The sequence below is a fragment of the Pedobacter frigoris genome, assembly GCF_032678645.1.
Classification (GTDB): Bacteria; Bacteroidota; Bacteroidia; order Sphingobacteriales; family Sphingobacteriaceae; genus Pedobacter; species Pedobacter frigoris_A.
The window spans coordinates 1,279,142-1,291,864 of record NZ_JAVTSP010000001.1 but is presented as its reverse complement, the minus strand read 5'-3'; the positions used below and the strand labels follow the sequence as shown (position 1 = coordinate 1,291,864).

8 protein-coding genes are annotated in these 12,723 nt (G+C 40.1%); 4 read left to right on the top strand and 4 right to left on the bottom strand.

The features are described from left to right. The first annotated feature begins 34 nt into the window (after nucleotides 1-34). From R2Q78_RS05670 to R2Q78_RS05660, 3 genes are read left to right on the top strand one after another with little or no spacing between them, the layout of a single operon-like run. Nucleotides 35-1,195 (top strand): FecR family protein, encoded by a 1,161-nt coding sequence (locus R2Q78_RS05670; protein WP_316789714.1) that lies wholly within the window; start codon nucleotides 35-37, stop codon nucleotides 1,193-1,195. Nucleotides 1,196-1,222: 27 nt separating this feature from the next. Further along, the gene (locus R2Q78_RS05665) at nucleotides 1,223-4,699 is read left to right on the top strand and encodes a SusC/RagA family TonB-linked outer membrane protein (RefSeq protein WP_316789712.1); all 3,477 of its coding nucleotides are present in this window, start codon (nucleotides 1,223-1,225) and stop codon (nucleotides 4,697-4,699) included. A gap of 16 nt (nucleotides 4,700-4,715) precedes the next feature. Next, on the top strand, nucleotides 4,716-6,077 hold the full coding sequence (locus R2Q78_RS05660) for a RagB/SusD family nutrient uptake outer membrane protein (RefSeq protein ID WP_316789710.1): 1,362 nt from the start codon (nucleotides 4,716-4,718) through the stop codon (nucleotides 6,075-6,077). Between the two features lie 58 nt (nucleotides 6,078-6,135). On the opposite strand, the gene R2Q78_RS05655 is transcribed toward R2Q78_RS05660, so the two are convergent. The 4 genes from R2Q78_RS05655 to purL form a co-directional block, all read right to left on the bottom strand. Next, nucleotides 6,136-6,447, bottom strand: coding sequence for a hypothetical protein (locus R2Q78_RS05655; protein WP_316789708.1), 312 nt, complete (start codon nucleotides 6,445-6,447; stop codon nucleotides 6,136-6,138). Between the two features lie 77 nt (nucleotides 6,448-6,524). Further along, nucleotides 6,525-6,974, bottom strand: coding sequence for a MauE/DoxX family redox-associated membrane protein (locus tag R2Q78_RS05650; protein ID WP_316789706.1), 450 nt, complete (start codon nucleotides 6,972-6,974; stop codon nucleotides 6,525-6,527). Nucleotides 6,975-7,056: 82 nt separating this feature from the next. Further along, nucleotides 7,057-8,028, bottom strand: a complete 972-nt coding sequence (locus tag R2Q78_RS05645) for an AraC family transcriptional regulator (protein ID WP_316789704.1) — start codon at nucleotides 8,026-8,028, stop codon at nucleotides 7,057-7,059. A gap of 183 nt (nucleotides 8,029-8,211) precedes the next feature. Further along, on the bottom strand, nucleotides 8,212-11,880 hold the full coding sequence (gene purL / locus R2Q78_RS05640; RefSeq protein WP_316789702.1) for a phosphoribosylformylglycinamidine synthase: 3,669 nt from the start codon (nucleotides 11,878-11,880) through the stop codon (nucleotides 8,212-8,214). Between the two features lie 102 nt (nucleotides 11,881-11,982). On the opposite strand from purL, the gene R2Q78_RS05635 reads away from it, so the two are divergent. Beyond that, on the top strand, nucleotides 11,983-12,696 hold the full coding sequence (locus R2Q78_RS05635) for a tRNA1(Val) (adenine(37)-N6)-methyltransferase (protein WP_316789700.1): 714 nt from the start codon (nucleotides 11,983-11,985) through the stop codon (nucleotides 12,694-12,696). The last annotated feature ends 27 nt before the right edge of the window (nucleotides 12,697-12,723 follow it).

The following is a 12,723-nucleotide window of genomic DNA, read 5'->3' as shown; positions in this document are numbered from 1 at the left end:
TATCCGTTTTAGATTTAATTAACCCTCATTGATAATGCAAAAAGAAGAAGCAAAGCAATTATTATTAAGGTATAGCGCCGGAAATTGCAGTGAAGCTGAAAAGGCTTTAGTGGAGCGGTACTACATGCTGTATAATGAGTCTGAGCCAGCTCTTGCGGAAGACAGAGTTGAGGAGCTTGGAAGACGGATTTATGCAAAACTTCCGAAATATAATGATCAAATGACTGTAAGAAAGTTATGGCCAATGCGTTGGGTGGCTGCTGCTATTATAGCCGTATTGGGGATTGGTGTAGTATTCTATAAATCACAACAAAGTGTAACGATTCCGGCTGATCAGGTAATTAGTGCTTATGCAAATAAAGCCGTTCTCAAACTCGCGAGTGGGAAGATTATCAATCTTTCTGATGCCAAAAATGGAGTATTGGCTAATGAGTCGGGACTTGAAATTACAAAAATAAAAGATGGTGAAATTCTATATAAAATAATTGATGAGAAGTCCGGTATAGCATCAATAGGATACAATACAATTTCTACGCCTAAAGGCGGACAATATCAGATCTCTTTGTCGGATGGCTCAAAAGTATGGCTCAACGCCGCTTCCTCCCTCACATATCCCTCGACTTTCCCTTTATCCAAAGCCCGGAAAGTTACGTTGAGCGGCGAAGCCTACTTTGAAATCACCAGGATGGGTGACAAAAATCATGAGCTGACTAAAGTACCATTTGCTGTCGTAACAAAAGGACAGGAAGTGGAAGTCTTGGGTACTCACTTTAATATCAGTGCTTATTCTAATGACCTTAACGTAAAAACAACTTTACTGGAAGGTATAGTTAGAGTGGTACCATTGGTGGATTCTGATAAGAATTCAGAAAAAGATGGTATTACACTGCGACCTAACCAACAGTCTGTTTTAGTTGATCATACTTTGAAAATAAAAGAAATTGATCCCGATGAGGCTGTAGCCTGGAAGAACGGTGAATTTATGTTCAGAAACGAACCACTTGAAAATATCATGCGTGAGGTGGCCAGATGGTACGATATTGAAGTGGTTTATGAAAATAAACTCGTTGGTAAAGAGCTTTTTGGAGGTACAATTTCCAGATTTGGAAAAGTATCTGAAGTATTAACAATGCTTGAATTAACAGGAGACGTACATTTTAAAATTGAAGGAAGAAAGGTTTTTGTGACGAAATAAGCAATTTAATAGCTAAATTGTGCTTATATGCGTTTGACCTTTTTTACCATGCTTTTGGGCTTGATGCTGTTTGGGATTACAGCAAATGCTCAAAAAATTAATTATGTGCAAAAAGATGTTTCACTGGTCCGCCTTTTTAAAGAAATAAAAAGGCAAACCGGTTTTAGTGTGGTTTGGAATGAAAAAAGGCTGGATGCCAATGCGTTAATTAACGCGGATTTCCAAAACACTGATCTCATAACGGTAATGGACAATGTCCTCAATAAGTATCCTCTGACTTATATTATTGCCAATAAAACCATCATTATAAAAGAAAAAGATCCTGTCACGGTTGCTAAAACTGGTGTGGGTAGTCTCATTGGCGTCAACGGATTGGTGGTAAATGAGTCGGGTATTCCTTTGGAAGGTGCTAATGTTCAGTTAAAAGGAACTGATCGAATAGCTGTAACAGATCAGGAGGGTAGGTTTTACCTCAGGAATGTTGAAAAAGATGTGGCACTTTTGGTGTCTTTTATCGGCTATAAAACCCGGGAAATAAAAGCTGTTGCCGATTTAGGCAGGATTCAACTCTTGCCAAGCATTGATGAACTCAGAGAAGTAGAAATAGTAAATACAGGATATCAGAAAGTTCCGAAGGAGCGTGCAACAGGAAGTTTTGTGCAGATAGATACTGCACAACTAAATCGCAGGGTAAGTGCCGATATTTTAAGCCGGCTGGAAGGGATTACCAGTGGACTTTTGTTCAATAAGAATACCTTAAGCAGTAATTCGGGAAACCTCGATTTGTCTATACGTGGGCGGAGTACCATTTATGCGAATGATCAACCGCTGATCATTTTAGATAATTTCCCTTTCAATGGCGATTTTAATTCCATTAATCCGAATGATGTAGCGCACATCAATGTGTTGAAAGATGCGGCTGCGGCTTCTATATGGGGTGTAAGGGCAGGTAACGGTGTTATTGTGATAACAACGAAGAAAGGGAAATATGGGCAGGCTTTGAATTTGGGTTTCAATAGTAACCTGACGGTTGCGGGAAAGCCAGATCTGTTTTACAATCCGAATTATCTAGGCTCTTCTGATTTTATTGATATAGAGCGGTTTTTGTTCAATAACGGTAAGTACGATGCAGTACTGGCAGACAAGGTAAATTATCCGGTGGTTTCTCCGGTCGTGCAAATACTAAACAAGCAGAGACAAGGGCAATCGGCCGCTGAAACAGAAAAGCAGCTGGATGCTTTAAGGGGAAACGACGTCAGGAATGAGGAACTAAAGTACTTTTATCGTAAACCGGTTTCGCAACAGTATTTTTTGAATGCCAGTAAAGGAACTGATCAATCCAGTCATTATTTTTCTGCCGGATACGACAAATCTTTGTACACTTTGGTAAATAATGAGAATAACAGGTATACGATAAATACACAGCATTCAGTTAAATTGCTGAAGAACCTGGAGCTGAGCGCAGGCTTGAATTATATACGGAATAAAGGGATGGTTGATAGTACGATAGTGGTGACTTCTGGTTTGAATTTTACCCCTTATCATCAGTTTAAGGATGCCAGTGGTGAAGCTTCCATTTATGAACGGGATTATAATGCAGAGTTCAAAAACATTACTGCTGCCCAAGGATTCATGGACTGGACTTATGTTCCTTTGGATGAATTAAGTTTGCCGCCTACGACTGTAAAAGGTAACGACTTGCGTCTCCATGCTGGTTTGAGATATACTATTTTACCGGGTTTAAGTGCTGAATTGAAATATCAATACCAGAAAATCAGCAATAGTTCGGAACTAGTTAATGGGATAGGTGCTTATTTGACAAGAAGCTTGATTAATCAATATTCCATTTTAACAGCTGGAAAAGTGACCGGATATAATATCCCTGTAGGTGCCATTCAGTATCAAAGTACAGCAAAAGCAACGGCCCAGAATTTCAGGGCGCAGCTGAATTATGAAAAGGAATGGGAGAAACATGGTGTTTCGGCGATAGCTGGTTATGAACTTTCTGAATTTGATACCCAGTCTAATAAATATACCCGTTATGGTTACGATCCGGCCACAGGAACTTCGGTTGAAGTAGACACCGTGACGACCTTTAACCTTAATCCATCGGGTAGTGCTAAGATTAATTCTGGTGCGGATCTTTTTGGTAGGCTTGATCGGATTCGCTCCGCTTTTGCAAATGTGGCTTACACCTATGATTATAAATATACGGTATCAGGTAGTGCTAGGATAGATGGTTCGAATTATTTTGGGGTGAAGACCAACCAGAAAGACGTGCCGCTATGGTCGGTAGGTGCCTTATGGCATCTGGATAAAGAAAGCTTTTACAAGTCGGAATGGCTGCCGGTATTGAAGTTGAGGGCTAGTTACGGTTTTAACGGAAACCTTGATAAGAACAATACAGGAATAACAACATTCAAGTATAGTGTGGTGAATGCAATGTATAGCAATTTGCCTTATGCTAGTATTATGAATATTGGCAACCCCGAATTGCGATGGGAAAAGATAGGTATTGCGAATTTTGGACTGGATTTTGGTTTAAAGAACCAGATCATCACGGGAAGAGTAGAGTATTTCTTTAAAAAGGGCTTAGATATGCTGGGGGATAAATCATTTCCTTCAAGTGCGGGGATAAAGTTATTGAGAGGCAATTACTCCGAAATGAAATCCAATGGATTCGACATTGGCCTGAATTCGAATAACTTAAAGGGTAAATTAAAATGGCAAACTAATTTGCTTTTTTCTACAGTAAATGATAAAGTAACGCTTTATGATGTAGTTGAACCTAATAACCTTTATTATGTGGGGAGTTATAACGACAGTCCGGTATTGGGTAAACCTGTGTATGGTATTTATAGTTATCGTTGGGCAGGATTGGATCCTTTAAATGGTGATCCCAGAGGCTATGTAAATGGTCAGATTAGCACAGATTACGCGAGTATAGTTAATAAAACTAATCCTGAGGATTTGGAATATAATGGCGCAGCAAGACCCACTGTTTTTGGCGCTTTGAACAATACTTTTGCTTATCGTAAATTTACTTTGGGAATAAACATTAGTTATAAAATGGGCTATTATTTCAGAAAATCATCTATAAATTATTCTGGTATGTATAGCACCAGTTTAAGCAGATACATGCATGCTGATTTTGCCTTGCGCTGGCAAAATCCAGGAGATGAAAACCGAACAAATATACCTTCGATGGGAAATTACGGTAATGATGAGGCCAGGGATAGATTTTACAATGGATCTGCTGCAACTGTATACAAGGGGGATCACATCCGTTTGCAAGACATCAGCTTAAGTTATTACTTTGATACCTTTAGTTGGAGATCTATTCCGCTGAAGCAGATTCAACTTTATCTTTATGCAAATAATTTGGGCCTACTCTGGAAAGCCAATGATGCAGGTTTGGACCCTGATTTAATTGCAGGACAAGGGGAACGTTTGGTAAATCCATTTCCAAAGAGTTTTTCATTTGGTTTGAAAGTGGATTTTTAATTAAAAGAATTGGATAATGAAAATAAGTTCGAGCCGTATATTGAGTTTCTTATTAGTTTTACTGTTACTTCAATCATGTAAGAAAGAATGGTTGGAAGCCAAGCCCGATAAATCGTTGGTGATTCCTGAGACCATAAAAGACTACCAATCATTATTGGATAATGTGGGTTTGTTTAATACTGCACAGGCTTGCGGACTTGGTGAAGCAGGAGCAGGAGATTTTTACATTACCGATGCAAATTGGCCTGCAGTAAATGTGAACCAGGAAAAAGCTGCTTATACATGGTCGAAAACAGAAGGCTTTTATAATGGCGAGTTAAGCCAGGATTGGGAAAGTGCATATAAAAGGGTGCTGAATGCCAATGTGATCTTAAATGGGATAGAGAAAATAAAGCCTATGAATTCTGCACAGCAAAACTGGAATAATGTAAAAGGAAGTGCACTGTTTTTTCGGGCATTTGATTTCTTTAATCTGGCGCAAGGATACTGTGTTAATTATAATTTTGCTTCGGCAAATCAGGAATTAGGATTGCCCTTGAAACTGGACTATGATGTAAATGTTAAACTCAAACGCAATACGCTTCAACAAACTTATGATCAGATTATAAAGGATCTGGAAACAGCCGTCGACTTATTAGGCATTAAGCCCGCTGTTAAAACTAGGCCATCAAAACAAGCAGCTTATGCTTTGCTGGCCAAAACTTATCTAGTGATGGGGAATTATGAAAAGGCTGGTAGATACGCTAACCTGACCCTACAGATACAGGGTAATTTGTTGGATTACAGCAAATTGAACAGTGCTGCTGCTTTTCCAGTAACAAGATTTAATGCTGAAGTTATTTTTCATAGCCTTTTTTACTTTGGAATTTTTAATCCTACCAGAATGAATGTGACACCTGGGTTATATGGTGAATATGTAGCTGGAGATTGCCGGAAAACCATATTCTTTGGATCAACGGGATTAAACTTTAAAGGTAGTTATAATGGTGACAGGAATTTATTTGGCGGGTTGACTACTGGAGAAATGTATCTGATCCGTGCGGAAACTAGGGCTAGGGCAGGAGAACTTACAGATGCTTTGAATGATTTAAATATTCTTAGAAAAAGTAGGTGGATGGGTGTTTATGTGGATTTAAGTAGTACAGACCCGGAATTGGTGCTGAGCTTCGTGGTGAAAGAACGGCGCAGGGAGTTGCCTTTTAGAGGAATAAGATGGTCTGATCTGAGAAGGCTGAATCCTGACAGCAGGTTTGCAACAACCTTAACCAGAACTATTTTTGGGAATACCTATACCTTGCCGCCGAATGATAAAAGATATGTTTTGCCGATAGATGAGCAGGAAATACGCCTAAGCGGGATTCAACAAAATGAGCGTTAAATAAAAACAGAGGCTGCTCTATTTGCAGCCTCTGTTGTATCGTGTTGGTGAGTAGGCGTTACAGATCTACGTGACCGCTATATACTGACCCTGTTTGAAAAGTTACCCCTGTTGTAGGCAGAGGCTCTCCATCCCCAACTGGAGGTACGTGTGTTCCTATATCCCATTGAGCTGAGCAGGTATTGCCACCTGATGCGCACATATCTCCTTCGTAATACATGTAGCCTCTTGGATCAGTAGCGCTTGGATAGGTCGTGTCTACTTTATAATAAATCAATACATTTCTTTTTTTAACTGTCGTAAATGCGCTGAAGCCAAATGCCAGGCCAGCCATCAAAATTCCTAATGCTACTTTTTTAATCTTGTTCATAATTGTGTTGTTTTGTTTATTAATCCCCTTGCCGTATTTTTAGGCTACAGCATTTACCTTTTTTACATGTAAAATCTTTATTTCTTATTTGTATTAATTCCTATAATGCCCAAGGCTACAAAGCCCAGATTAAACCAGATGTGTTGCTGCCAGGTCATCCTGCTGATTACGCCTCCGCAATGGCAAGGCAACTCACTTCCTGAAAAGACCATGTACATCAGGTAAGTGGTAAAGGCAAGCATGAGTATAAGAGATGCCCATAAACCAGTTTTTCTTATCGTTGGAAAGATCAGTGCCATGCTAATGGCGATTTCAATGATTGGTATCGCCCATGCAACGAATAAACTATAACTTCCGATCAGCGGAGACTTAGCCAGCGTACTTGCAAATGATTTTACCGTCAATAGTTTACTCGCTGCGGTGTACATAAACAGTACTATGAATAAATAAACCACGGTGTCAAAAATAATCTCCTTGTTTTTTGTAGAGAGCTGAAAATGAATCTGTTTAATTGATGTTGTTCCCATGTCTTACATTTTTAGTGTTTTTGATTAATTCAAAGTTGCACCAGATTTTTGTTAAATAAAATGAACGATTCTGCCAAAAGATCTAGCTGAGTTGTTGGCAGGATTGTACACCTAAAAGCGCATGTAAAGCATTGTCTTTGGTACGGTCTACCTGGCTTGGTGGCATACCAAAATGCTTCTTGAATGCCTTGCTGAAATAGTGCGGATCCTGATAACCATTTTGTCTGGCTATTTCATAAATTGGTTTCTTTGTCTCGATCATCTGATGCAGGCTGGCCTTCATCCTTGTTTTTATTACATGTTCATGGAGCGGGATCCCAAAAGCCAGTTTTGCGATCCTGGCTAAGTTTCTTTCTGATACCATAAATCTCGAAGCCAGTTGCGGTAAGTCCTGAGCAATCTCTGTAGCAAAATGCTCTTCAATAAATTTCGCTATATCCTCCGCTTTCTGTTGATGGTAGGTCTTTGTAGTCTTTTTAGAAATTAATTTGCTGTAGTATTTATTGAAGGTGTCATTTATAAAAACGTGGATGTCTGCATCAACATCCAGGTGATTCGTCTTATGATCCAGTTTACCAAGTGTTTTAAAAATGCTGCTTGCTAATCCCGAGTGAGGTAGACTGAAGTATTGATCCGGCGCATTTTGAAAATGAGTGATCAATGGCTGCATTTCCGGCAGTCTTTTGCACTTTCTCATGGTCCAGTCGATACTAAAAGTGAGGATCAGGACAGCATGGTCTCCCCGAGGTATATTCTTTTTGTAATCGCCCGGCGGACTGTAGCAGAGATGGCTGCCCTGGGCGGTCACGAACATCAGGAATGAAGGTTCGCTGACAGAGAAGTTGATGACCGAGTCGGTGGTTAATGAATATTCAAACAGTTCTATGTTTGCGAGGTAATGTGCAATAGACTGAATGAGGATGTTCCCTTCGTTGATTTTAATCCTGTTTGCATCCGCCCATTTTAATGGCAGTTTGCAGAAATGTGGAAGGCAATCAAAAGCCGTAGCTTCTGCTTTAGCAGAAACTAAATCAAGTTTAATGTTTGAGTACATTGTTAAAGCCCCTATAGTTTTTTAAATCCCTTTAATGTAGGATAGGTTTACAGGCTTTAAACGAGAACTTTAATATGAATATTTATTAAAATCTTACTTGAAAATGCTTTTTCTTAAAAACAATGTGCAAAAAAAATCCGGAACTCTTGTGAATTCCGGATGTAAATATTGAGTTAACTCACCTTATGCTCGTTTTTCTTCCAACCATTTTCTGGCATTTACAAATGCTTCCATCCATGGTGATACCTCATCTTTACGGCCCTGAGGATAGTTTGCCCAATGCCATTGAAACAACGAACGTTCTATGTGTGGCATCATTACCAGGTGACGGCCAGATTCATCGCACATCATAGCAGTGTTATAGTCAGATCCGTTAGGATTAGCTGGGTAGCTCTCATAAGCATATTTAGCTACAATGCGATATTTGTCCTCAGCATATGGCAATTGGAACCTTCCTTCGCCATGTGAAACCCAAACTCCTAGTGTACTTCCTGCAAGTGATGAAAGCATTACAGAATTGTTTTCCTGTAAAGTAAGTGAAGTAAAAATACTTTCGTGTTTATGACTTTGGTTGTGAAGCATCTTTGGTTTTACTTCATGGTCTTTATTGATCAATCCAAGCTCTACAAATAACTGGCAACCATTACAAACCCCAACTGATAGCGTATCCGGACGGTTAAAGAAGTTCTCCAGCGCAATTCTGGCTTTTTCATTGTACATGAAAGCACCGGCCCAGCCTTTGGCAGAACCTAAAACATCTGAGTTAGAAAAACCACCGACAGCACCAATAAATTGAATGTCTTCCAATGTTTCTCTGCCAGAGATGAGGTCAGTCATGTGCACATCCTTTACGTCGAAGCCTGCCAGGTACATGGCATTTGCCAGTTCACGTTCGGAGTTACTTCCTTTTTCGCGGATGATTGCGGCTTTGAGTCTTGGTTTGCTGTTGTCAATAACCGGTTTTTTGCCGTCAAACTGAGCAGGGAAAGTATAATTTAATACATGATTCTTATAATTTTCAAAACGTTCTTTAGCTTTTGCCGGACCACTTTGTTTGATGTCAAGCAGGTAAGAAGTTTTGAACCATACATCACGAAGGTGATCAATGTCAAAGTTTAATGTTGCAGCATCACCATTTTTAATAGATAAAGACGCTTGTGCGGAAACTTTTCCGATTTTATGGAAGACAATACCGTTTGCCGATAATATTGCTTCTGCTGAAGCGTCTGCCTGGAATACAATACCTATGTTTTCCGCGAAAAGCAATTTAATGATGTCGCTTTCTCCTAATGCAGAAAGATCCAGATCAGCACCCAAGTTGCGGTTAGCAAAACAAAGTTCCAACAAAGTAGTGATCAGACCGCCACTGCCTATATCGTGTCCAGCCTGGATTTTATCTTCCCTGATTAACTGTTGTAAAGTATCGAAAGTAGTTTTGAACTGAACAGCATTCTTAACATCTGGAGTTTCATTCCCTACCTTATTTAAAATTTGCGCGAATGAAGAACCCCCAAGTTTGTAACTGTCATCAGATAAGTTGATGTAGTAGATAGACCCGCCATCTTTTTGTAATACCGGTTCTACAACCTTGGTGATATCATCACAGTTTCCTGCGGCAGATATGATTACAGTTCCAGGTGCAATTACATCACCATCTTTATATTTTTGTTTCATTGACAGGGAATCTTTTCCTGTTGGAATATTGATTCCCAGTTCGATTGCAAAATCTGAACACGCTTTTACAGCTTCGTACAACCTCGCATCTTCACCTTCATTTTTACATGCCCACATCCAGTTTGCAGAGAGTGATACACTTTTTAAACCATCTTTTAAAGGGGCCCAAAGTATATTTGATAAAGACTCAGCGATTGCAATGCGGCTACCTGCTGCAGGATCAATCAGCGCAGAAACAGGAGCGTGCCCTATTGAAGTAGCAATACCCTCTATTCCCTGAAAATCCAGAGCCATCACGCCGCAGTTGTTCAAAGGCAATTGTAAAGGACCTGCACATTGCTGTTTCGCAACGCGTCCACCTACGCAACGGTCAACTTTGTTAGTCAACCAGTCTTTAGATGCTACGGCTTCCAATTGTAATACCTGCTCCAGGTAAGTGTTTAACTGGGCCGCGTCATAAGTTACCGGCTGATATGCCCTGTCTACCGCTTTATCTTCCATTACTACTTTAGGAGAACTGCCGAACATATCTTTCAGTTCAAGATCCATAGGCTTCACACCCGTAGAAGCAGATTCAAAAGTGAAACGGTGATCGTCTGTAACGGTACCTACAGTGTACATAGGTGAGCGTTCACGGTCGGCAATTTTCTGAAGTGTATCTATGTCTTTCTGGCCAATCACCAAGCCCATACGTTCCTGTGATTCATTGCCTATAATTTCTTTTGATGAAAGGGTAGGGTCTCCTACTGGAAGCTTATCCAGGTCAATTTTTCCACCGGTTTCTTCCACAAGTTCTGAAAGACAGTTTAAGTGACCACCTGCGCCATGATCATGTATAGATATGATCGGGTTATGATCAGACTCAACCATTCCTCTTACTGCATTTGCAGCTCTTTTTTGCATTTCAGGATTAGAACGTTGTACTGCGTTCAGCTCAATTCCAGTACCTAAAGCACCAGTATCGGCAGATGAAACTGCTGCACCACCCATTCCGATTCTGTAGTTTTCACCACCCAGGATTACAATTTTATCACCTTCGGCAGGCTTTTGCTTTTGAGCCTGACTGGCTTTGCCGTATCCGACACCACCAGCAAGCATAATTACTTTATCGAAACCAAGTTTACGTGAATGCTCTTCATGTTCAAAAGTCAGTACAGAACCAGTGATCAGTGGCTGGCCGAATTTGTTTCCGAAATCAGTAGCCCCATTGGAAGCTTTGATCAGGATGTCCATTGGAGTTTGGTATAGCCATTGTCTTTCTTCTACGCCTTTTTCCCATGGACGGTTTTCTTCAAGACGTGATAAAGCGGTCATGTAAACAGCAGTGCCGGCCAAAGGTAACGAACCCTGTCCACCAGCCAGCCTGTCTCTGATCTCGCCTCCAGAACCTGTAGCAGCACCATTAAATGGCTCTACTGTAGTAGGGAAGTTATGCGTTTCAGCTTTTAATGATATTACTGATTCAAAATCACTTAAGGTGTAATAGTCAGGCACATCTGCGCGTTTTGGTGCAAACTGCTGAACTTTAGGGCCTTTGATAAAAGCAACATTATCTTTATAAGCAGAAACAATATCGTTAGGATTTTCTTCAGAAGTTTTTCTGATCAGTTTAAACAGAGAAGTAGGTTGCTCTACACCGTCGATCACAAATTTACCATTGAAGATCTTATGGCGGCAATGCTCCGAGTTTACCTGAGAGAAGCCAAATACCTCTGAATCTGTAAGTGGTCTTCCTAATCTGTCGGCCAGGGAGTTCAGGTAATCAACCTCTTCGTCACTTAAAGATAGGCCTTCCTGTTTATTGTATGCTGCAATATCTGTAACCTCAAGAATTGGTTCAGGCTTGATGTTTATAGTATATATATTCTGATTTAGCGCTTCATACTTTTGTGAAAGCATTGGGTCATAACCAGAGAAATCTGCTTCAACTTTATTGAATTCTTCAATACGGATGATACCCTGTATGTCCATGTTTTGGGTGATCTCCACTGCATTTGTACTCCACGGTGTTACCATAGCTGCACGAGGCCCAACAAAAAAATCAGTTAATGTTGTTTCTTGTTGTAGTTTCGCGCCGCCAAACAGCCATTCTAGTTTTGTAATATCAGTTGTGGATAGTTCTCGTTCTATTTGTAAAGCGAAAACCGTATTGGATGGGCTTAAGAAGAAATAAATCATGCTTTTTTTTTGAAGATGCAAATTTAGTGTTAAAATTTTAAAACACCGACGTTAGTGTGCAATATATCAGCGCTTTTTTAACTTTGTCGGAATCTGATGGATATGGGAAGCATTTTTAAGTTCAAACAGTTTGAAGTAGACCAAGATGGTTGCGCCATGAAGATCAATACCGACGGTGTAATATTGGGTGCTACAGCCATGCATCATACTCCCAAAAGAGTGTTAGATATCGGTACAGGAACAGGGGTCATTGCTATGATGCTTGCCCAGCGTTTTCCCGATGCTTTTATTGATGCTGTAGAAATAGACGAGTCAGCAGCTGTAACGGCAGGCCGTAATTTTGAAGCATCGGCTTTCAGTGCGCGTTCGGTTGTTTACCATTCAGATATAAATTCTTATGTTGCAACCTCCAGGTACGACCTGATTGTTTCCAACCCGCCTTATTTTGTGAATGATTTAAAAAATACTGAGCAAAGAAAGACCATTGCAAGGCATGCAGATGAAACTTTTTTTGAGGCATTGCTGGCTAAAGTGACAACATTGTTGAGCGAAGACGGGAGTTTTTGGGTGATTTTGCCGGTAAAACAAGCAGATTTTCTAGTGGAAAAGTCTTCGAAATATCGCCTTGATTTATATCGGCAGATTAATATTTGTTCAGATGAACGCAAGCCGGTGATCCGAAAGATAATTTGTTTATGTAAAGCAGGTGGTGAAAAAATAGCGGTGGTTCCTGAGACTTTTTATATCTATGAAAAAGAAGGTGTTTATACAAATGCCTATAAGGTGTTGCTTAAAGATTTCTTCCTCGCTTTTTAGTCCTGATACCTATCTTTATGTATAGCT

Coding starts and splice junctions, on each gene's coding strand:
- R2Q78_RS05670 (WP_316789714.1), top strand. CDS start 35: ATGCAAAAAGAAGAAGCAAAGCAATTATTATTAAGGTATAGCGCCGGA.
- R2Q78_RS05650 (WP_316789706.1), bottom strand. CDS start 6,974: ATGGGAACAACATCAATTAAACAGATTCATTTTCAGCTCTCTACAAAA.
- R2Q78_RS05655 (WP_316789708.1), bottom strand. CDS start 6,447: ATGAACAAGATTAAAAAAGTAGCATTAGGAATTTTGATGGCTGGCCTG.
- R2Q78_RS05665 (WP_316789712.1), top strand. CDS start 1,223: ATGCGTTTGACCTTTTTTACCATGCTTTTGGGCTTGATGCTGTTTGGG.
- R2Q78_RS05635 (WP_316789700.1), top strand. CDS start 11,983: ATGGGAAGCATTTTTAAGTTCAAACAGTTTGAAGTAGACCAAGATGGT.
- R2Q78_RS05645 (WP_316789704.1), bottom strand. CDS start 8,028: ATGTACTCAAACATTAAACTTGATTTAGTTTCTGCTAAAGCAGAAGCT.
- R2Q78_RS05660 (WP_316789710.1), top strand. CDS start 4,716: ATGAAAATAAGTTCGAGCCGTATATTGAGTTTCTTATTAGTTTTACTG.
- purL (WP_316789702.1), bottom strand. CDS start 11,880: ATGATTTATTTCTTCTTAAGCCCATCCAATACGGTTTTCGCTTTACAA.